A 20,352-nucleotide genomic window follows, 5' to 3' on the forward strand; every position below is an offset into this window, starting at 1 on the left:
TATCAGTTTTAACTATGTTTAGCTAAGAAATCGGCATAAGCTAATTTTATCCCTTCTTCCAGTGCGATCCGATGTTTCCATCCAAGGGCATGCAGTTTGGATACATCCATTAGTTTACGAGGAGTGCCATCGGGTTTACTGCTGTCAAAAGTAAGTTTTCCTTCAAAGCCGACGATGTCCTTGATCAGGAGGGCAAGGTCTTTAATTGTCAGGTCTTCGCCGGTACCAATGTTGAGGAACCCGGCTTCACTGTAATTCTGCATCAGAAAATAGCAGGCATCTGCAAGGTCGTCGGCAAAAAGAAATTCCCGCATCGGGGTTCCGGAGCCCCAAATGGAAACTTCGGCACTGCCACTTACTTTGGCTTCATGAAACTTGCGGATCAGTGCAGGTAAAACATGGGAGTTCTGCGGGTGATAGTTATCGTTATAGCCGTAAAGATTGGTAGGCATTACAGAAATGAAATCGCAGTTGTATTGGGCGCGGTAAGCATCGGCCATTTTAATGCCCGCAATTTTGGCAATGGCATAGGGTTCATTGGTTTCTTCGAGCAGGCCGGTAAGCAGGTAATCTTCCTTTAAGGGCTGAGGGGCAAGCTTAGGGTAAATACAGCTGGAACCCAGGAACATCAGTTTCTTTACCTTGTTTTTGTAGGCCTGGTGGATCACGTTGTTCTGGATGCAAAGATTTTCATATAAAAAATCGGCCCGGTAGGTATTGTTGGCAACAATGCCGCCTACTTTGGCAGCAGCCAGAAATACGTATTCAGGTTGTACCTTCTCAAAAAAATCAGTTACGGCCTGCTGGTCACGAAGGTCAAGTTCGGCAGATGTCCTGACGATCAGGTTTTCAAAACCTTCATTTTGTAATTTGCGGTAAATGGCAGAACCAACCATTCCCCGGTGCCCTGCAACATATATTTTTGCGTTTTTTTCCACGTATGCCTTAATAATTGATGCAAAAGTACGAAATAGAATTAAACCCTGTGGCCGAAGCTTGAAATCGGTCATTTAAATTGAAACAATTTCTATAAGTTTGCATAAAATATTTAAGCAGTGGGTAAAGATAAATTAAGAAAATTTGCCGAAATAGATACTTTTCCAAATGTTTATCAGCTGGATGAAGGTAAGGAACTGAAGGGCAAATGGGCGGCACAGCATTTTAAAAATGACCATCCTGTTGTGCTGGAACTGGCATGTGGTAAGGGAGAATATGCGGTAAGTTTAGCCAGGATGTTTCCTAAAAAGAACTTTATCGGTGTGGACCTTAAAGGGAACAGGATATGGCGGGGTGCCCGTACCGGGGTTGATGAAGGTATTGCGAACCTGGCCTTTTTAAGGATACAGATTGAGGATATTATAGATTTTTTTGGGGAGAATGAAGTGGATGAGATCTGGATCACTTTTCCTGACCCCCAGCCTCAGGACAGCCGTGAAAAGAAACGCCTTACCTATCCCGGGTTTTTAGACCGCTATAGAATGTTTTTAAAGCCCGGAGGTAAAATTAATTTGAAAACCGACAATGATGGTTTGTATCTTTATACGGTAGAGAAGGTGGAAGAACTGGGGTTAAAATGCCATAAAAAGACAGACCAGCTGTATAAATCTGAGCTATATGACGATGTGCTTTCTATTAAAACCCATTATGAGCGGATTTATTTGAAGCACGATAAAAATATCAATTATATACAATTCTCTTTTGCATAATGGAGCAATCGTTTTACGATCAGGTGTTTGAATTGGTGAGGTTAGTTCCGAAAGGGAGGGTAACCTCTTATGGGGCAATAGCCAAAAGCCTGGGTGCAGGCGGATCAGCGCGCATGGTAGGTTATGCCATGAGCAATGCGGGACTGGCTCATCCGCGGGTTCCGGCACACCGGGTGGTAAACAGCAGCGGATTGCTTACGGGGAAGTTTCACTTTAACCCGCCGGAATTGATGCAGGAGCTCCTGAAGCAGGAGGGCATTGTGGTAAAGGACGATAAGGTCCAGAATTTTAAGAAATTGTTCTGGGACCCACTTTTGGAATTATAACAAAATATATAATGGCAGATGTGATTAGATGCGGCTGGTGCGGAGCCGATCCGCTTTATGTAAAATATCATGATGAAGAATGGGGAAAGCCTGTTTATGATGACAAAATACTTTTTGAATTCCTGATCCTGGAGGGTGCGCAGGCTGGCTTAAGCTGGATCACCATTTTAAGAAGGAGGGAAGGCTACCGGAATGCATTTGCGGATTTTGATGTAAAAAAAGTGGCTGCATTTGATGAAAAAGATGAGGAGCGGCTGATGAATGATCCTGGTATCATCAGAAACAAGTTAAAAGTGAAAGCTGCCATTAACAATGCCCGGCTTTTTATAGCCCTGCAAAAAGAATTTGGTTCTTTTGCGGATTACATGTGGGGTTTTCTTCCTGATAAAAAGCCGGTCCAGAATCCCATTAAGACCTTAAAAGATGTTCCTGCACGTACAGAAATATCTGATGCCATTAGCAAAGACATGAAAAAAAGAGGTTTTAAGTTTTTTGGCACCACCATTTGTTATGCCCATATGCAGGCAACCGGAATGGTGAATGACCATGTTGCAGATTGTATCTGCAGATAATTAGTTCTTGTGCATTGCATTATAGGCTGCCACAAAAGACCGGATCAGTTTGGAATCAAAGCTTTCGGTTGCTTTAATGCGCTCGGCCAGGTCCTCGTCATTGGTCAGCTTTAGCAGCAAGGTATTTTTAACCTGTTGATTTTTACTGTCAGCGTTTCCCGCATCTGCCGGTAATTCCAGCATAGGACCTGTTCCAAATTTTTCTATAAAGTAGGATGTTGGCGCTGCTGACCTTGGCTGCTGCTCTTCCTGCCGGTTCCTGCCCCCGCCAATGGTAATGCCTACTCCGCCTCCCAGACCACCGAAGCCGCCCGTTCCTCCGCCAATGCCTATGCTCGGTCTTACCCTCGTCCTTTTTGGCTGTACTTCTTCAACACCGGTACTGCCCCCAATGCTGTAAAGGTTTACCGCACCTTGTTCCAGGAGCTTAAAAAAGCGGTGCTCCATCCTTTTTTTGATCACAATGGGCTTGCTTACATAAGTTTCACCGTTCCATAAAAACTCCTTGATGTCTTTCGCTTTAAACTGTGAAAGGGATTCATCTTCATTTTTAAGGATAACGGTCGAAAAATCAGTGCCCTGTATGGTTCCCCTGATAAAATTTCCTGCAGAAATGACCACAGCATCCTGCGCTTTTACTGCGATTGATGTGCTTAAAAGTGCAAGTAGCAGGAGATGTATTTTTATTGAGCTCATAACGATCAAATAACGGAAATTATTCGGTTTTTGTTATGATGAAGCACCAACAATTATTTAAATATGGTTTGAAGATCCCCGGTTTTTACTTCCGGGTGTACTTTTACAAACTTTTGAAAAGCCAGCTTCATTTGATCATAGGCATATTGCTTGGGGTTTTTAACATCCTTTGCGTAAGCATAAAATTTGCTGATCATATACAGGTGTCCCAGGTGTGTTTTAAGGCCCTGGTCTGCCCCGGCATCGGCCATTGCTGCACTGAGCATGTCAGGATCAATAAATGGAGCCGTACCCATATTCTGGTAGATGTAAGTTAACAGCTGAATTTTGGTTTCTTTTAAGGCAAATGCATCGGGGGCGGCATCAATTTCTTCAACCTGTTTAACATAGGGCGCAAGTTCTTTTGCCAAAATAGGTGTGGTTAATGCCACCAGTCCTTCAGGGACGAAATAGCTTGCCTCTTCCTTATACGGATCAACAAAAAGCCTGATGGTGTCTGTTGTGCCGGGTTTAACCAGGGTGTAGCAGTCTACAATGCCATCCCCGTTTTTATTTCTGGTGCTGAACCTTTTTGAAAAGTCGAGGGGTTGACCATCCGGCCATCTGTAACTGTTCTTTAACTTTTGCATTTGGACCTGCATCTTGTTTTTATCGGCTATGTACTTAAATGCTCCTGAGGGAATTGGCGCTGCCTTCGTTCCGTAACCGGGCTTAACTTTGTTTTCAAGACCATTGAAAATGATGATCTTTAACAGTTCGGCGGATGGTAGTTGCGATTTAGCTACAATTGCCGAAGACATTAGCAATAGCGTTAAGATTTTCTTCATAGCATTGGTTTTCTAACAGGATGCATTAATGTATGAAATTTCATAAGATTGGAGAAAAATTATTTCGAGGTGTTAATTTGATCAGCAGAGTATTAGTACCTTTATCGGAGTAACATTATAGAGCATATGAAAAAACTTTTTCTTCTTGACGGTATGGCGCTGATTTACAGGGCGCATTTTGCACTGAGTAAAAACCCAAGGTTTACTTCAACTGGGATCAATACTTCAGCAGTAATGGGCTTTGCCAATACCTTGATGGAAGTGCTGAAAAAGGAGAATCCAACACATATAGCCGTAGTTTTTGATACAGAAGCCCCAACCGAAAGGCATACCGATTTTGAAGCCTATAAAGCACACCGGCAGGCCATGCCTGAAGATCTTTCGGCTGCGCTTCCTTATATCTTTAAGCTGATCGAAGGATTCAGGATCCCGGTGATTACAAAAGATGGTTTTGAGGCGGATGATATCATCGGAACTTTGGCTAAAGAAGCAGAGAAAAAAGGCTTCCAGGTGTATTGCATGACCCCGGATAAAGATTTTGCCCAGCTGGTATCAGATAATATTTTTATTTATAAGCCGGCACGGATGGGCAATGAGATGGAAATATTAGGGGTTAAAGAGATACTGGCCAAATGGGAGATTGATCATGTGGAACAGGTGATCGATATTCTTGGTTTATGGGGAGATGCCGTAGACAACATTCCCGGCATTCCCGGTATCGGAGAAAAAACAGCAAAAGCACTCATCAAACAATATGGTTCTGTAGAAAACATCATCGCCCATTCACATGAACTTAAGGGCAAGCAACGGGAGAACGTGGAAACCTATGCTGAACAGGGGATGATCTCTAAAAAACTGGCAACCATTATATTAAATGTTCCGATAGAATTTGACGAAAAATCATTGGAAATAGAGGAGCCAAGCAGGGAATTACTGGAGCCGTTATTCGCCGAGCTGGAATTCAGGACTATTGGAAAAAGGGTATTTGGGGAGGGTTTCAACAGAGGAACAACAACAGTCATTTCCCAGCAAACAGACCTTTTTGGAAACGTAGTCAGCGAAACCATCAGTTACGTAGAAACTGTTGTGCAAGTGGAACAGGAAACCCTTGACCTGGCAGAAACCAAGCCGCTCAACACCATCGAGAACACCAGACACCATTACCAGATTGCAGATACGCCTGAGCTGCGGAGCACATTGATTGAACTGTTGCTGAAGCAGGAAAGTATTTCCTTTGATACCGAAACAACAGGTACGGATGCAAACCTGGCCGAACTGGTTGGCCTGTCCTTTAGCATTAATCCTGGTGAAGGTTATTATATCCCGGTGCCGGCCGAACGGGAAGCTGCACTGCCAATTGTAGAAGAATTCAGGGTGGTATTGGAGCATGAAGGGATTGCTAAAATAGGGCAGAATATTAAATATGACATGCTGATCCTGAAATGGTATGGTATATCGGTAAAGGGCATTTTATTTGATACCATGCTGGCCCATTACCTGATTGATCCGGACACCCGCCACAACATGGATGTGCTGTCGGAGAATTATTTAAATTATTCGCCGATCTCTATCACTACGCTCATTGGCGCAAAAGGCAAGTCCCAGGGTAATATGCGGGATGTTCCTGTAGAAAAAGTAGTGGATTATGCGGCTGAAGATGCGGACATCACCTTGCAGCTGGCCAATATTTTCAAGCCCTTGCTGAAGGAGTTAAATGCTGAAAAACTGGCGACCGAGGTGGAGAACCCCTTGATCTATGTACTCGCGGATATCGAAAAGGAAGGGGTCAGGATTGATATGGACACCCTGATCAACTATTCAAAAGAACTGGAACTGGACATCAGGAAGTTTGAACAAAGCGTTTATGATAAATGTGGGATTAAATTTAACCTGGCCTCGCCGAAGCAATTGGGTGAAGTGCTTTTTGATAAATTGCAGCTTGATCCTAAAGCAAAAAAAACAAAAACTGGGCAATACCAAACCGGCGAAGATGTGTTACTGGCGCTGGCGCATAAAAGTGACATTGTGCAGGATATCCTGGATTTTCGCCAGCTGCAAAAATTGAAATCAACTTACGTTGATGCCCTGCCCTTGCTGGTTAATCCAAAAACCGGGCGTGTGCATACCAGCTTTAACCAGGCGGTGGCAGCAACAGGCAGGTTAAGTTCTAACAACCCGAACCTGCAGAACATTCCCATCCGCACAGAGCGGGGCAGGGAGGTGCGAAAGGCTTTTATTCCGAGAGATGAAAATCATGTCCTGCTTTCAGCGGATTATTCCCAGATAGAACTGCGCATTATTGCCGACATCAGTAAAGAGGAAAATATGCTGGAAGCCTTTAATAATGGAATAGACATCCATACGGCAACAGCAGCCAGGGTTTATGGTATTGCTATTGAAGATGTAGACGCAACACAGCGCCGTAATGCCAAAGCGGTGAACTTTGGTATCATTTACGGGCAATCGGCTTTTGGCTTGTCCCAAAATCTGGGTATTCCACGTAAGGAAGCGGCAGAGATCATAGAACAGTATTTTGCGCAGTACCCCGGCATTAAAAAGTACATGTCTGATACGATGAACTTTGCCCGTGAAAATGGTTTTGTGGAAACCATTCTGGGCAGGAGAAGGTATTTGCGTGACATCAATTCTGCGAACCAGACGGTTCGCGGCTTTGCGGAACGAAATGCGATCAATGCCCCGATCCAGGGTTCTGCTGCAGATATGATCAAGGTAGCGATGATCAATATCCATAAAGACATTCAGGACCAGGGCCTGCAATCTAAAATGACGATGCAGGTACATGATGAGTTGGTGTTTGACGTATTGAAATCGGAGGTTGATGCCATGAAAAAGATCATTGCACACCGGATGAAAACTGCCATCAAAACGACTGTGCCGATTGAAGTGGAGATTGGTGAGGGAGAAAACTGGCTGGCTGCGCATTAACTTCGTAAATACTGAAAAAATAAATAGAATCACTAGTATAAAAAATCATGGAATGATTCGCCTCGCCAAATCTTAGGCCCTGAAGAAGGGCAAAGATTTGAATGTCGGCTCATCACACCATAATTTTTTTGAAATTTATCAAAAAAAGCATGCGTACTATGAAAAGGCCTAGCGTCTTTCCCGATTCTTCATCGGGAATTATGCAGCCTTTGAATAGTAAGCTTGCTTTTTTAATTTCTACTAAATTTCTTACTACAGTTCTATAGTTTCGCCAATTGCAGGTAGCAACAGCGTCTTATTTTCTCTTTTAAATTTAGCCACCGCCTCAGTAGTATCGATCTGGATTGGGGGAAAGGTATTGTAATGCACTCCAATCACTTTTTCACATTCCAGGTATTTGGTAGCAATCAGGGCGTCGTCTACATCCATGGTGTAATGTCCGCCAATGGGAAGGATTGCATAATCCAGGTTATAGAGGTCGGCAAGGAGTTTCATTTCCAGGGTCAGTGCAGTATCTCCGGCAAAATAAATGGTTTTTCCGCCCAGTTCCAGTACAAAACCGGCGGGATTTCCGCCGTAGCTTCCGTCTGGATTACTGCTGGAGTGTACTGCCCAGACAGTACGCAATGCCCCAAAGTCAAATTTAGATTTCCCAAAGTTGATATCCGTTACATTTTTTACACCCTGCTTTCTGATCCAGTCGGCCACTTCAACCAGGGCAATAACATGGGCATTGGTTTGATTGGCGATCTGTACAAGATCTGCAATATGATCAGCATGCCCATGGCTGACCAGCACATAATCAGCTTCAATGCTTTTAATGGCAATGTCTTTAGCAAGTGGGTTATGGGAGATGAAAGGATCAAAAAGAAACTTTTTGCCATCAGCCTCCAATAAGAAACACGACTGGCCGTAATACGTATATTTCATGAGCTATTATTTTAAAGGTTATCGTTTACTAGCGGCCAAACATACCGCCCAAACCGCCAAGCATATCCTTGGTTGCAGCCTGCATTTCTGTCGCACTTACCTGTTCGGCCTGTGTTAAGGCCTTGTTTATGGCGGTAAGCAAGAGTTCTTCCAGTTCTTCTTTATCGGCTTCTTTGTAAAATTCTTCCTTAATTTCTACAGCGGTTATGGCTTTGTTTGCTGTGGCAGTGATGCGTATAGCTCCGCCTTCAACTTCGCCAAAAACTGAAATGGTATCCAGTCTTTTTTTTATTTCATCGGCCTTTTGCTGTGCGGCCATCAGTTTATCGAACATAATGTGTTTTTTTATTAAACAACGAAATTAATGGAAATTGGTTTAAAAATGTTGATGAATTAAAAAGAAGGCTTACCTGATCAGTTCCCGGTTAAAATCCACAAAAAGTTTAAAAAGGTTGTTGTATGCTGTGAACGGCAATGTTGCAGGCCGGTCATAAATGTCGTGATAAGCGCGGATACCTCCGTTAGTATAAATAAAAAATGCCGGAACACCCTTTTCAGAAAAGAAATAATGATCGCTGTTGGCAGCCTTGCCCCTGGGGTTAATTTTTGCAAGGTAGCTATTGGCGGCGTTAATTTTATTCAGCAGGGCAAACTCTTTAGGATGGAAGGCGGCATTAACCACTGTTATGCCGGTTTCTCCAGTGCCTACCATGTCTACATTAATTAAGAAACGAATTTTGTCCAGTGCTGTCAGCGGATGTTCAGTAAAGTACCTGGAACCCAGCAGCCCGGCTTCTTCTCCGGCAAAACAAAGGAAAGCTATGCTGTAAGGGGCCGGGTTGGCTGCATAGTATTTAGCCATGCTGAGCAAAAAGGAGATGCCACTGGCATTGTCATTGGCCCCTGGAAAGTAAGTGTGTGCTCCCATTCCTCCAAGATGATCGTAATGGGCTGTCAGCACAATCAAAGAATCGGGCCGGCTGGTTCCTTTTACCATTGCACAGATATTTGCAGCTTTAAAATCAGGAACAAATTGATTTTCTATGTTTAGCTCGAAACGATCGGGTTTTTCTGTTGCAGTTTTCAGGACCTGAATGCCAGTATGATCAGCTTGTTCAGTACTTACTGACCAGGTAAGCTTGTCTTTCAGGGTAATGATGAGCTTTTCCTGAGCCGAAATAAAGACTGTGCTATCTTTTTGTTCCAGCTTTCCGCTTGCCTTTTTTCCTTTGCTTTCGGGCGTCAGGATAAAATCTTTGCCTGCAGTAAGCGCTTTCCCGTTAATTTTGAGCGACATTTTTCCCGGAAAAGTATTTACAGGGAAGGAAAAGGTTTGCTGGAAGCTGTTGCCATTCATTGGTATTAATCCGTATGCTTCAAACTGTGCGGTGATGTAGTCAGCGGCTTTACCCAGGCCATTTTTGGTGTAACCCCGGCCCCACATGGTTTTAGCTGTCAACCTGTTAAGGATCTTTTTAGCCAGACCGGGGTCCTGCGAAAAAGCGGGTCTGGAAATGAGCAGGCATAGCAAAAGCAAGCATTTCTTCATATGTCTCTTTGTGTTGTTAGGGTAAATATATAGAAATGAGCTATAAATAATAATAGCCTGCTGAAACAGATTGCGCAAAGTGGTGTTATAAAGAAGCTAATTTAAAATTATGGATATACGTTCTAACGAACCCTTCTGGCTGGTAAAAAATGGGATTAAATATACTTACCCTTCCTTAAGAGCAAACCTGGACTGTGAAGTTTTAGTGGTTGGGGGTGGAATCACCGGGGCCTTAATGGTGCACGCCCTGATCAAAAAGGGCTATAACACTGTTTTGATTGATAAAAGGGAAATTGCCAATGGCAGTACCTCGGCTACTACATCCATGTTGCAGTATGAAATAGATGTTCCGCTGTATAAATTAAAAACCTTAATTGGCGAACAGGGCGCAATAGCCAGCTATAAAGCTTGCAGAACTGCCATTTATAAATTGGAAAGCCTGGTACAGGAGATCGGGTCTGAATGCGGATTTGAAAAGAAAGACTCTGTTTATTTTGCAGGCCGGCGTAAGGACATCTCCTGGCTGAAAAAGGAGTATGAAGCACGTAAGTCGGCAGGTTTTGAAGTAAGGTGGCTGGATAAAGAAGAATTATCTACAGCCTATGGCCTGCTGGCAGAAGGGGGAATCTTATCTGCCGATGGGGGTAGCCTGGATGCGTTTTGCCTGGCGCACGAGTTGTTGCACTATAATTCAAAGAAAGGCTTAAGGGTTTTTGATAAGACGGAATTGAAAAAGGTAAAGTATGAAAAGGATGGCATTCGGGTAACCCTGGATACCGGGGCGGAACTCAAAGTGGGAAAAATTATTTATTGCACAGGCTATGAAACGCAAAGTATGCTGCCGGATAAAGTGGTGAACTTAAAAAGCACCTATGCCATGATCAGTGAAAGTGCAGACCCGCATGCGAAAGTCTGTGAAAATACTTTATTCTGGAATACAGATAGCCCTTATCTGTACATGCGGACCACTGCAGACGGACGGTTGCTGGTAGGCGGGGAAGACGAAAATTTCAAAAATGCCACCAGAAGGGACCTGTTACTGAATAAAAAGAAAGACAAGCTGATCAAAACCTTAAAGAAGTACCTGCCTGATGTCACCTTTATTGAAGACTTTTGCTGGTGCGGAACTTTTGGGGAAACAAAAGACGGCTTACCCTATATTGGAAGGCATCCTAAGTTCCCTGATAGTTATTTCCTCCTGGGTTTTGGAGGGAACGGAATTACCTTTTCGGTGACCGGTGCAGAGATGATCACAGACATGATGGAGGGAAAGCCCGATTTATTGTCGCATTATTTCAGGTTCCAGCGTTAAATTAAATGCATTATTTCATTATAAAAATGTAAAAAAATAAAAAACGTATTGCACAACTCGATATTTATTTAAACCTTTGCGCCTCAACTCATTCAAAAAATTATTATACACAGAAAATGATTAAGCACATAACACATAAACTTTCTATTGTTGAAGCAAAAAATATTGCTTCGAGAAGTTTGTTTATTGAGCGCTTGCGACCCATATTTTTTGTGACAACGAACCGGCAAAACTATACGCCGCGGATCTGAGTATTCTTTACAACAGCTCATTTACGAAGAGGATTGCCTCTCAAAAAACAATTAATCAGAACATTTATATTTTTTCGTTATCATATTAATGAATATAAACGATTTTATAGTGCAGGTTGCACTTCCTGAACATCGTGTCTTTGCAGAAGAAATCTGTGACGAGATGGCTGAATCGGCAAAAGCACGAGGTACAGGTATCGCTAAACGCTCTCCGGAGTACGTAGCAGCTAAGATGGCTGACGGTAAAGCCGTTATTGCCTTTCACAAGGATGGCTCATGGGCAGGATTCTGCTACATAGAAACCTGGACACATGGACAGTTTGTAGCCAATTCCGGGCTGATTGTAAGTCCCAAATACAGAAAAGCAGGTCTGGCTCATGCCATTAAAGAAAAGATCTTCGAACTTTCGAGACAGAAATATCCGAAAGCTAAAATATTTGGCCTGACAACAGGTCTGGCCGTAATGAAGATCAATTCTGATCTGGGTTATGAACCGGTTACCTATTCAGAACTTACCCAGGATGAAGAATTCTGGAAAGGGTGCCAGAGCTGCGTGAACTTCGAAATCTTAAAAATGAAGGAGCGTAAAAACTGTATGTGTACCGCCATGCTGTACGATCCGGTAGAACAAAAGCATGATGCGGCAAAGAAATTTGCCGAAGAACTGCACAAGAACCCGACATTGTACGAGCGTTTTATGAGCATTAAGCAACGACTGGTGCTCAAATCGAAACCCAATAAGAAGAGGTTAAAGTCTCTGTTTTTTATATTTACTGTATTATTTAAATAGCTGTTATATTAAGATGATGAAGAAGAAGGTTGTTTTAGCTTTTAGCGGAGGTTTGGATACCTCGTTTTGTTGTATTTATCTTGCTCAGGACCGTGGACTGGAAGTTCATTCTGTAATTGTAAATACAGGTGGTTTTTCTGAGGAAGAATTAAAGGAAATAGAAAAGCGTGCTTATGCGCTTGGGGTAGCTTCTCATGCAGTGGTTGATGAAACCGATAACTACTATAACAGTTGTATTAAATACCTGGTGTTTGGTAATGTGTTGAAAAATGCTACTTATCCGCTTTCTGTTAGTGCAGAGCGTGTGAGCCAGGCTACCGCAATTGCCAATTATGTAAAAAAGATTGGTGCCGATTATGTGGCCCATGGCAGTACCGGTGCCGGAAATGATCAGGTGCGTTTTGACATGATCTTTAACATCATCATCCCTGATGTAGAGATCATTACGCCGATCAGAGATTTGAAATTATCCCGCGAAGCGGAAATAGAATACCTGAATGCTCATGGTGTGGAATACAGCGCTGAAAAAGCAAGGTATTCGATCAACAAAGGATTGTGGGGAACTTCAGTTGGCGGAAAAGAAACGCTGACCTCTAACGAAACCCTGCCTGAAGGAGCCTGGCCTACCCAGGTTTCAGAAACACAAGCACGTAGATTGGAGCTGAGCTTTGAAAAAGGAGAACTGGTAGCCGTTGATGGTGAAAGTTTTGAACCGGTTAGGGCAATCCAGAAATTGCAGGCCATTGCACAGCCTTATGGTATCGGCAGAGACATTCATGTGGGTGATACGATCATCGGGATCAAAGGACGTGTAGGTTTTGAAGCCGCCGCCCCTGTATTGATCATTAAGGCCCACCATACGCTTGAAAAGCATACCTTGACCAAGTGGCAGCTTTCCTGGAAAGAGCAGTTGTCTTCTTTTTATGGCAACTGGCTGCATGAAGGACAATTTCATGATCCGGTTATGCGCAACATAGAAGCTTTTTTAACTGACACGCAGAAAGTGGTTAGCGGAAAGGTATTTGTAGAGTTACTGCCTTATCGTTTCAATATTATTGGTATTGAATCTGAACATGACCTGATGAGCAATAAATTTGGCAGTTATGGCGAGATGAACAATGCCTGGAGCGGTGAAGATGTAAAAGGGTTCTCTAAAATTTTTGGCAACCAGGTGATGATCTGGCATAAAGTAAACAATCATGAAGATTAAAGCAGGTATAGTTGGCGGGGCCGGGTATACGGGAGGCGAAATGCTCCGCATACTGGTAAACCATCCATCGGTTGAAATTAAGTTTGTGCACAGCAACAGCAACGCCGGCAATCTGATCTCTGATGTGCATACCGATCTGCTTGGAGATACGGATTTAAGGTTTACAGATGTGCTTTCTCCTGAGATTGATGTGTTGTTTCTGTGCGTTGGTCACGGGGATGCAAAAAAATTCCTGGATGCCAACGATATTGCAACAGGGATAAAAATCATAGATCTTAGCCAGGATTTCAGGCTAAAGGCCAATGCGGGTGCCAAATGGGTTTATGGCTTGCCAGAACTGAACCGTGAACGCATTAAAAATGCCAGTTATATTGCCAATCCGGGTTGTTTTGCTACCTGTATCCAGCTGGGGCTATTGCCTTTGGCGGCTAAGGGCCTGTTGAAAGGCGAAGTGCACATCAATGCCACTACCGGATCTACCGGGGCGGGACAAAGTCTGTCTTCCACTTCACACTTTAGCTGGCGCAACAATAACCTGTCGGTATACAAGGCTTTTGAACACCAGCATCTGAATGAGATTGGGGAGAGTTTAAAACAACTGGACCCTGTATTTAACCAGGTGATCAATTTTATTCCGCAACGCGGAGATTTTACCAGGGGTATTCTTGCAGCGATGTACCTGGAGAGTGATTTGACAGCAGAAGAGGCCCAGCGCATTTATGAAGATTATTACGCGGAACATGTTTTTACCCATGTGAGCAGGAAAAATATTGATTTAAAACAAGTGGTAAATACGAATAAGGCACTGGTACATGTGGAAAAGCATGGCAGTAAGCTCTTTATTGTGAGCGTAACTGATAATTTGTTAAAAGGTGCAAGCGGACAGGCGGTGCAGAATATGAATTTAATTTTTGGATTGGAAGAGGGGACAGGACTGCGGCTTAAAGCAGCGGCGTTTTAATTAAACCCGCTGCGCTATTCTTAGCCCGTCTCCCGGCACCAGAAGAGATCTCTCCTGGCGTCGGGATGACGAAAAGTAGAGCACACCATTATTCAAACATTAAAAAACAAAAAAATGAACTTATTCGACGTATATCCATTAAATAATATAGAAATAGTAAAAGCATCAGGCAGTAAGGTATGGGATGCTGAAGGCCAGGAATATTTAGACCTGTACGGTGGTCATGCGGTTATCTCTATCGGCCATACACATCCGCATTATGTGAAGCGCTTAACTGAACAGCTCAACAAGGTTGGCTTTTATTCTAATTCTGTTTTAATCCCTTTACAGGCGGAACTCGCAGAAAAACTGGGTAAGGTTTCCGGTAAAACAGATTACCAGCTGTTTTTGTGTAATTCGGGCGCAGAAGCTAATGAAAATGCTTTAAAGCTGGCCTCGTTTTATAACGGCAGAAAAAAAGTAATTGCATTTAAAGGGGCTTTTCATGGCAGGACTTCTTTAGCGGTGGCTGCCACAGATAATCCAAAGATCATTGCCCCGGTAAATGAAACGGATAACATTGTCTTTTTACCACATAACGATGAGCCGGCCTTAGCGGCAGCTTTTGCGGAATATGGGAATGAAATTGCTGCGGTAATTATTGAAGGTATACAAGGCGTCGGCGGTATTAAAGAGGCTTCGGTCAGTTTTTTGCAAAAGATCCGTTCGCTCTGCGATCAGTACAATGCCGTTTACATTGCCGACAGTGTGCAGTGTGGCTATGGCAGGACAGGAAAGTTTTATTCGCATGATTATGCGGACGTTGATGCCGATGTATATACCATGGCCAAAGGTATGGGTAATGGCTTCCCGGTTGCGGGTATTGCGATTGCCCCTAAATTTAAACCATGGCATGGTATGCTGGGTACTACCTTTGGTGGCAATCACCTGGCCTGTGCTGCCGGTTTAGCGGTACTGGAAATTATCGATCAGGATAACCTGATGCAGAACGCAGCGGAAACAGGCAGCTACCTGATCACTGAACTAAAGAAAATAGAAGGGGTAAAAGAAGTGCGTGGGCGCGGTTTAATGATTGGCATAGACTTGCCGGAAAGCGCTGCAAACGTAAAGAAAGACCTCTTGTTTAAACATAAGATCTTTACCGGAGAGGCAAAGCCAAATGTAATCAGGCTGTTGCCTGCTTTAAACTTAACGAAAGAACAGGCAGATCAATTTTTGAATGACTTTAAAATCGCTTTAAAAGGATGAACCAATTTACCTCAGTGAATGATGTGCAGGACCTTAACCAATTGGTTAAAGACGCGCTTGCCCTAAAGGAAAACCCGTATGCGCACCAGCATTTAGGCAAAAACAAGACCCTTGGTCTTGTTTTTCTGAACCCAAGCCTGCGTACCCGTTTAAGTACGCAAAAAGCTGCCCTTAATTTAGGGATGAATGTAATGGTGATGAATATGGATAAGGAAGGCTGGGCATTGGAAACACAGGATGGTATAGTAATGAACGGGACTACTGTAGAGCACATCCGTGAAGCCGCGGCAGTAATGGGACAGTATTGTGATATTTTAGGCTTGCGTTCTTTTCCTAAGCTGCTGAACAGAGATGAGGATTACAACGAAGATTTTTTCAATAAATTTATAAAATATTGTAAGGTACCTGTGGTCAGTTTAGAAAGCGCTACACGACATCCATTACAAAGCCTGGCAGACCTGGTTACGATACAGGAAACCTGGAAAGCCGAAGGTAAGCCTAAAGTTGTGCTGGCCTGGGCACCACACATTAAAGCATTACCGCAGGCAGTACCGAATTCATTTGCTGAGTGGATGTGTAAGGCACAGCAGGAAGGTCTGCTTGATTTTACCATCGCGCAGCCTAAAGGATATGAACTGAGTGAAGACTTTACACCGGGTGCCCGTTTAACCGATAACCTGGATGAAGCTTTGGCTGGCGCGGACTACATTTATGTGAAAAACTGGTCGAGTTATCAGGAATATGGTAAGGTACTTACCTACCCTGAGGGTTGGATGCTGAACAATGATAAATTAAAAGGCACCAATAATGCGAAAGTGATGCATTGCTTACCGGTACGCCGGGATCTGGAACTTTCTTCTGAAATACTGGATGGGCCTAACTCTTTGGTCATCCATGAAGCAGGGAATCGTTTGTGGGCTGCACAGGCCGTATTGAAGCAAATGCTGGAGCAACTATAAATCCTATGAAGAAGATACTCAACGTAATTAAAATAGGGGGGAATGTAATTGACAACTCAGAAAAACTACATCAGTTTTTGCTGGACTTTACAGCGCTTCCGGGGGATAAGATTTTAATTCATGGTGGCGGAAAGATTGCCACTGAACTGGGTACTTCTTTGGGTGTTGAAGCCAAAATGGTGGATGGCAGACGCATTACGGATATAGAAACGCTTAGGGTGGTTACCATGGTATATGCCGGGCTGATCAACAAAAATATGGTAGCGCAGTTACAGGCCAAAGGTTGTAATGCAATCGGACTTACCGGAGCAGACGGAAATGTCATCAAAGCGGTAAAGCGCCCCGTAAAGGAGATAGACTATGGTTTTGTAGGTGATCTGGATGCTACATCTGTTTCAACCGGGACACTGGATAGCCTGTTAAGCGCAGGATTCGTGCCCGTACTTTGCGCCATTACGCATGACGGAGCGACACAGTTGCTGAATACGAACGCGGACACCATTGCTTCGGCAGTGGCAGTGGCCATGTCCTCCTTATATGAAACCTCACTGATCTATTGTTTTGAAAAGCGGGGGGTAATGCGGGATATAGAGGATGAGGATTCCCTGGTTGCAGAGATCAGGATGAGTGAATTTGATACTTTAAAAAATGAGGGTGTGGTTTCGGGCGGAATGATCCCTAAATTGCACAATGCTTTTGAAGCCATAAAAAGTGGGGTTGCTGCCGTCTATATTGGTAAAGCTGATGAATTACCGCAGATTAACGGAGGCAATTTCGGAACCAGATTAATTCAATAATTATGAACAAGTTTAAAGGCAGGGTTGCCATTTTGGGAAGCGGAAATATTGGTATTTCTTTAGCTAAAGGTCTGGTTAAATCTAATTATGCGGAGGCGGGTCAGATCCGTCTGACAAGAAGGAATGTTGCTGGTTTATCCGCTCTTGCAGAACAAGGTTTTGTAGTTAGTGCAGATAATGCTGCGGTAGTTGCTGATGCGGATATTGTTGTTTTAGCCGTATTGCCCCAGCAACTGAACCATTTGCTGGCACAGATCGGGGAGGTTGTTGATGCACAGAAACAGGTATTTATTTCAGTTGCATCTGGTGTGAGCTGTGCCGATATCCGGAATAAGCTCGGGGAAGAAGTGCAGGTGATCAGGGCAATGCCAAATACGGCAATTGCGATCGGTCAATCGATGACCTGTGTAGCTACCGATAATGCAAGCCAGGAAAACGTGGAAGAAGTAACCCGGATGTTTGAGACGGTGGGATCTGTAGTTAAAATAAATGAAGACCTGATGACTTCCGCTACGGCGCTTTGTGCCTGTGGTATTGCTTTCTTTTTACGGGCAATAAGGGCTGCATCGCAGGGTGGGGTAGAGATTGGTTTTCATGCAGATGAGGCGCTGAAAATGGCGGTGCAAACGGCCAAAGGTGCGGCAGATCTGCTCTTGCTGATGCAATCGCATCCGGAACAGGAAATCGATAAGGTGACTTCCCCTAAGGGTTGTACCATAGCCGGGCTGAACGAGATGGAGCACAATGGGTTTAGCTCGTCCTTAATTAAAGGCATTAAACTTTCGGCCATTAAGGCAGGTGCTTTATACACAAAAGAATAATATGATAGCGCAACTGCAAAAAGATAGCATCGAATTGTTGAAACAATTGATCAGCATCCAGTCGTTTAGTAAAGAAGAAGACAAAACTGCTGATGCAATTGAGGCTTTCCTGCAGCAGCGGGCTATAAAAACGAACCGTAAGCTGAACAACATATGGGCCTATAACAAACATTTTGATGTTGCTAAGCCAACTTTGCTTTTAAATTCACATCATGATACGGTAAAGCCGAATTCAGGCTATACACGCGATCCTTACGCGCCGGCAGTTGAAGATGGGAAATTGTATGGGCTGGGCAGCAATGACGCCGGAGGATGCCTAGTTTCGCTTATAGCAACCTTTTTGTATTATCATGAGCAGGAAGACCTGAACCATAACATTTGCCTGGCTACCACTGCAGAAGAAGAGATCTCGGGCAATAATGGCCTGGAGTGTGTACTCCCGGATCTTGGGGAACTTGAATTTGCCATTGTAGGGGAACCTACATTGATGAACTTGGCCATTGCCGAGCGTGGTTTACTGGTTCTGGACTGTACCAGTCATGGAAGGGCCGGACATGCTGCGCGCGAAGAGGGGGACAATGCCATTTACAAGGCGCTAAAGGATATAGAGTGGTTCCGTAACTATCGTTTTTCAAAGGTTTCCGAAATGTTTGGCCCCTTAAAAATGTCGGTTACCATCATCAATGCGGGTTCGCAGCACAATGTGGTACCGGCAACCTGTACTTTTACTGTTGATGTCAGGGTTACAGATGCCTATACCAATGAGGAAGTGTTAAAGATCATCCGGACCAATGTGGATTGCGAAGTTATGCCCCGTTCCATCAGGCTAAAGCCTTCCTCCATTGATAAGGCGCATCCCATTGTACAATCCGGTCTTGCGCTTGGAAGAACTACCTATGGTTCGCCTACTACTTCAGACCAGGCCTTACTGAGCATCCCTTCCCTGAAGGTTGGCCCGGGCGATTCCGCACGGTCACATATGGCTGATGAGTATGTTTACCTCAGCGAAATTGAAAAGGGAATTGAACTTTATATAGACATGCTAAAGCCGGTTGTTAAGGGTAAATAGCATTAAATTTAGAAACAGGAGCCTTTTTTGGCTTTCATAATACAAGATACATGAAGATCTGGCAAAAAAACATTGATGTAAACAAGGATATTGAAACTTTTACGGTAGGTAAAGACAGGGAGCTGGATTTGCAGATGGCAGCTTTTGATGTGCTGGGTTCATTGGCACATGTAGAAATGCTGGAAAGTATCGGTTTGTTGACTGCCACTGAACTGGCTTCCATTCAGAAAGCGCTTAAAGATATATATGCTGAAATAGCAGCCGGGGATTTTGTTATCGAAGATACCGTGGAAGATGTGCATTCACAGGTAGAGTGGTTATTGACGCAGCGAATCGGCGAAGCAGGTAAAAAAATCCATAGCGGGCGTTCCCGCAACGACCAGGTGCTGGTTGACCTGAAACTGTATTTCAGGAGCTGCATTGAAGAGATGGTGGGCAATACTTCGGTGCTGTTTGGGCAACTGATTGCACTCAGTAACCTACATAAGGATAAATTATTGCCAGGTTATACTCACCTGCAGATTGCCATGCCATCCTCATTTGGCCTTTGGTTTGGTGCTTATGCAGAAAGCCTGGTTGACGATATGGAACTGATGCTGGCCGCCTGGAAAGTGTGCAATAAAAACCCATTGGGATCTGCTGCGGGCTATGGCTCTTCCTTCCCTTTAAACCGGACGATGACTACCGGGCTGCTGGGGTTTGAGCGCTTAAATTACAATGTGGTGTATGCCCAGATGGGCAGGGGCAAAACCGAAAGGATACTGGCCCAGGCCATGTCTTCGGTTGCGGCATCACTGGCAAAAATGGCGATGGATGTTTGCCTGTTCATTAACCAGAACTTTGGTTTTATCAGTTTTCCTGATGAGCTGACAACCGGATCGAGCATTATGCCACATAAAAAAAACCCGGATGTATTTGAACTGATCCGTTCGCGCTGTAATAAGATCCAGGCTTTGCCCAATGAAATCGCGATGATGATCACCAACCTGCCTTCCGGTTACCACCGTGACCTGCAGCTGCTAAAGGAAAATCTTTTCCCGGCCATGGTCTCATTAAACGAATGCCTGCAGATGACGACTTACATGTTGCAGCACATTACTGTTAAAGATGGCATATTGGAGGATAAGAAATATGCTTACCTGTTTAGTGTAGAGGTAGTGAATGAGCTGGCCTTACAGGGCGTGCCTTTTAGAGAGGCCTATAAAATTGTAGGGGAGACCATTGAAAACGGCACTTTTAAACCTGGAACGCAAGTTAACCATACCCATGAGGGCAGTATTGGCAATTTATGCAATCCGGAGATAAAGGCGATGATGGATGAAATATTGGCGCAGTTTAAGTTTGAAAAAACACATCAGGCGATAGAGAAATTGCTGGCTTAG

20 protein-coding genes are annotated in these 20,352 nt (G+C 43.9%); 14 read left to right on the forward strand and 6 right to left on the reverse strand.

The features are described 5' to 3' along the window. Positions 1-8: 8 nt before the first annotated feature. Complete coding sequence (locus R2Q85_RS04830) at positions 9-938, reverse strand: GDP-L-fucose synthase (RefSeq protein ID WP_316810615.1); 930 nt, start codon at positions 936-938, stop codon at positions 9-11. 117 nt (positions 939-1,055) lie between these two features. Between R2Q85_RS04830 and trmB the strand changes: the two genes are divergently transcribed. Genes trmB through R2Q85_RS04845 form a run of 3 tightly spaced genes read left to right on the forward strand, consistent with a single transcriptional unit; the run spans position 1,056 to position 2,604 of the window. Further along, entirely contained in the window at positions 1,056-1,706 is a 651-nt protein-coding gene (gene trmB / locus R2Q85_RS04835; protein WP_316810616.1) for a tRNA (guanosine(46)-N7)-methyltransferase TrmB, read from the forward strand. Then, positions 1,706-2,032 (forward strand): MGMT family protein, encoded by a 327-nt coding sequence (locus R2Q85_RS04840; protein WP_316810617.1) that lies wholly within the window; start codon positions 1,706-1,708, stop codon positions 2,030-2,032. Before trmB ends, R2Q85_RS04840 begins: the two co-directional genes overlap by 1 nt. Before the next feature lie 11 nt (positions 2,033-2,043). Next, on the forward strand, positions 2,044-2,604 hold the full coding sequence (locus R2Q85_RS04845; RefSeq protein WP_316810618.1) for a DNA-3-methyladenine glycosylase I: 561 nt from the start codon (positions 2,044-2,046) through the stop codon (positions 2,602-2,604). On the opposite strand, the gene R2Q85_RS04850 is transcribed toward R2Q85_RS04845, so the two are convergent. After that, positions 2,605-3,300: a hypothetical protein gene (locus tag R2Q85_RS04850; protein WP_316810619.1), complete on the reverse strand. Its 696-nt coding sequence runs from the start codon at positions 3,298-3,300 to the stop codon at positions 2,605-2,607. 53 nt (positions 3,301-3,353) lie between these two features. Then, positions 3,354-4,127, reverse strand: a complete 774-nt coding sequence (locus tag R2Q85_RS04855) for a hypothetical protein (RefSeq protein ID WP_316810620.1) — start codon at positions 4,125-4,127, stop codon at positions 3,354-3,356. Between the two features lie 126 nt (positions 4,128-4,253). Between R2Q85_RS04855 and polA the strand changes: the two genes are divergently transcribed. Further along, positions 4,254-7,073 carry a DNA polymerase I gene (polA, locus tag R2Q85_RS04860; RefSeq protein ID WP_316810621.1) on the forward strand — a complete coding sequence of 940 codons (2,820 nt, stop codon included), beginning with the start codon at positions 4,254-4,256 and terminating at the stop codon, positions 7,071-7,073. A gap of 252 nt (positions 7,074-7,325) precedes the next feature. Here the strand turns inward: polA and R2Q85_RS04865 are convergent, their stop codons facing one another. The 3 genes from R2Q85_RS04865 to R2Q85_RS04875 form a co-directional block, all read right to left on the reverse strand. Beyond that, positions 7,326-8,003 carry a metal-dependent hydrolase gene (locus tag R2Q85_RS04865; RefSeq protein WP_316810622.1) on the reverse strand — a complete coding sequence of 226 codons (678 nt, stop codon included), beginning with the start codon at positions 8,001-8,003 and terminating at the stop codon, positions 7,326-7,328. Positions 8,004-8,031: 28 nt separating this feature from the next. Continuing rightward, a complete protein-coding gene (locus tag R2Q85_RS04870; RefSeq protein ID WP_316810623.1) occupies positions 8,032-8,337 on the reverse strand; it encodes a YbaB/EbfC family nucleoid-associated protein in 306 nt (101 codons plus the stop codon). Positions 8,338-8,409: 72 nt separating this feature from the next. After that, positions 8,410-9,552, reverse strand: coding sequence for a M28 family metallopeptidase (locus R2Q85_RS04875; RefSeq protein WP_316810624.1), 1,143 nt, complete (start codon positions 9,550-9,552; stop codon positions 8,410-8,412). Between the two features lie 109 nt (positions 9,553-9,661). Between R2Q85_RS04875 and R2Q85_RS04880 the strand changes: the two genes are divergently transcribed. From R2Q85_RS04880 to argH, 10 genes are all read left to right on the forward strand, one after another. Continuing rightward, a complete protein-coding gene (locus tag R2Q85_RS04880) occupies positions 9,662-10,864 on the forward strand; it encodes an FAD-dependent oxidoreductase (protein WP_316810625.1) in 1,203 nt (400 codons plus the stop codon). A gap of 339 nt (positions 10,865-11,203) precedes the next feature. Beyond that, on the forward strand, positions 11,204-11,905 hold the full coding sequence (locus R2Q85_RS04885; RefSeq protein ID WP_316810626.1) for a GNAT family N-acetyltransferase: 702 nt from the start codon (positions 11,204-11,206) through the stop codon (positions 11,903-11,905). Positions 11,906-11,921: 16 nt separating this feature from the next. Beyond that, positions 11,922-13,115, forward strand: a complete 1,194-nt coding sequence (gene argG, locus R2Q85_RS04890; RefSeq protein WP_316810727.1) for an argininosuccinate synthase — start codon at positions 11,922-11,924, stop codon at positions 13,113-13,115. Next, positions 13,105-14,076 (forward strand): N-acetyl-gamma-glutamyl-phosphate reductase, encoded by a 972-nt coding sequence (argC, locus tag R2Q85_RS04895; protein WP_316810627.1) that lies wholly within the window; start codon positions 13,105-13,107, stop codon positions 14,074-14,076. The genes argG and argC overlap by 11 nt, the downstream gene beginning before the upstream one ends. 114 nt (positions 14,077-14,190) lie before the next feature. Further along, on the forward strand, positions 14,191-15,324 hold the full coding sequence (locus tag R2Q85_RS04900) for an aspartate aminotransferase family protein (protein ID WP_316810628.1): 1,134 nt from the start codon (positions 14,191-14,193) through the stop codon (positions 15,322-15,324). Continuing rightward, the gene (locus tag R2Q85_RS04905) at positions 15,321-16,283 is read left to right on the forward strand and encodes an acetylornithine carbamoyltransferase (RefSeq protein WP_316810629.1); all 963 of its coding nucleotides are present in this window, start codon (positions 15,321-15,323) and stop codon (positions 16,281-16,283) included. Before R2Q85_RS04900 ends, R2Q85_RS04905 begins: the two co-directional genes overlap by 4 nt. 5 nt (positions 16,284-16,288) lie before the next feature. After that, positions 16,289-17,080 carry an acetylglutamate kinase gene (gene argB / locus R2Q85_RS04910; protein ID WP_316810630.1) on the forward strand — a complete coding sequence of 264 codons (792 nt, stop codon included), beginning with the start codon at positions 16,289-16,291 and terminating at the stop codon, positions 17,078-17,080. A gap of 2 nt (positions 17,081-17,082) precedes the next feature. Next, a complete protein-coding gene (gene proC, locus R2Q85_RS04915) occupies positions 17,083-17,901 on the forward strand; it encodes a pyrroline-5-carboxylate reductase (RefSeq protein WP_316810631.1) in 819 nt (272 codons plus the stop codon). A 1-nt stretch (position 17,902) separates the two neighbouring features. After that, complete coding sequence (locus R2Q85_RS04920) at positions 17,903-18,970, forward strand: M20 family metallo-hydrolase (RefSeq protein WP_316810632.1); 1,068 nt, start codon at positions 17,903-17,905, stop codon at positions 18,968-18,970. Between the two features lie 50 nt (positions 18,971-19,020). Further along, the gene (gene argH, locus R2Q85_RS04925; protein ID WP_316810633.1) at positions 19,021-20,352 is read left to right on the forward strand and encodes an argininosuccinate lyase; all 1,332 of its coding nucleotides are present in this window, start codon (positions 19,021-19,023) and stop codon (positions 20,350-20,352) included.

This window comes from Pedobacter heparinus (assembly GCF_032678725.1).
GTDB classification, from domain to species: domain Bacteria; phylum Bacteroidota; class Bacteroidia; order Sphingobacteriales; family Sphingobacteriaceae; genus Pedobacter; species Pedobacter heparinus_A.

What these genes read in the sequence shown, in the direction of transcription:
- argC (WP_316810627.1), top strand. Translation starts at nt 13,105, where the DNA reads ATGAAGATTAAAGCAGGTATAGTTGGCGGGGCCGGGTATACGGGAGGC.
- R2Q85_RS04875 (WP_316810624.1), bottom strand. Translation starts at nt 9,552, where the DNA reads ATGAAGAAATGCTTGCTTTTGCTATGCCTGCTCATTTCCAGACCCGCT.
- R2Q85_RS04845 (WP_316810618.1), top strand. Translation starts at nt 2,044, where the DNA reads ATGGCAGATGTGATTAGATGCGGCTGGTGCGGAGCCGATCCGCTTTAT.
- R2Q85_RS04850 (WP_316810619.1), bottom strand. Translation starts at nt 3,300, where the DNA reads ATGAGCTCAATAAAAATACATCTCCTGCTACTTGCACTTTTAAGCACA.
- argB (WP_316810630.1), top strand. Translation starts at nt 16,289, where the DNA reads ATGAAGAAGATACTCAACGTAATTAAAATAGGGGGGAATGTAATTGAC.
- R2Q85_RS04855 (WP_316810620.1), bottom strand. Translation starts at nt 4,127, where the DNA reads ATGAAGAAAATCTTAACGCTATTGCTAATGTCTTCGGCAATTGTAGCT.
- polA (WP_316810621.1), top strand. Translation starts at nt 4,254, where the DNA reads ATGAAAAAACTTTTTCTTCTTGACGGTATGGCGCTGATTTACAGGGCG.
- R2Q85_RS04840 (WP_316810617.1), top strand. Translation starts at nt 1,706, where the DNA reads ATGGAGCAATCGTTTTACGATCAGGTGTTTGAATTGGTGAGGTTAGTT.
- argH (WP_316810633.1), top strand. Translation starts at nt 19,021, where the DNA reads ATGAAGATCTGGCAAAAAAACATTGATGTAAACAAGGATATTGAAACT.
- R2Q85_RS04870 (WP_316810623.1), bottom strand. Translation starts at nt 8,337, where the DNA reads ATGTTCGATAAACTGATGGCCGCACAGCAAAAGGCCGATGAAATAAAA.
- argG (WP_316810727.1), top strand. Translation starts at nt 11,922, where the DNA reads ATGAAGAAGAAGGTTGTTTTAGCTTTTAGCGGAGGTTTGGATACCTCG.
- R2Q85_RS04885 (WP_316810626.1), top strand. Translation starts at nt 11,204, where the DNA reads ATGAATATAAACGATTTTATAGTGCAGGTTGCACTTCCTGAACATCGT.
- R2Q85_RS04900 (WP_316810628.1), top strand. Translation starts at nt 14,191, where the DNA reads ATGAACTTATTCGACGTATATCCATTAAATAATATAGAAATAGTAAAA.
- proC (WP_316810631.1), top strand. Translation starts at nt 17,083, where the DNA reads ATGAACAAGTTTAAAGGCAGGGTTGCCATTTTGGGAAGCGGAAATATT.
- R2Q85_RS04865 (WP_316810622.1), bottom strand. Translation starts at nt 8,003, where the DNA reads ATGAAATATACGTATTACGGCCAGTCGTGTTTCTTATTGGAGGCTGAT.
- R2Q85_RS04905 (WP_316810629.1), top strand. Translation starts at nt 15,321, where the DNA reads ATGAACCAATTTACCTCAGTGAATGATGTGCAGGACCTTAACCAATTG.
- R2Q85_RS04880 (WP_316810625.1), top strand. Translation starts at nt 9,662, where the DNA reads ATGGATATACGTTCTAACGAACCCTTCTGGCTGGTAAAAAATGGGATT.
- R2Q85_RS04920 (WP_316810632.1), top strand. Translation starts at nt 17,903, where the DNA reads ATGATAGCGCAACTGCAAAAAGATAGCATCGAATTGTTGAAACAATTG.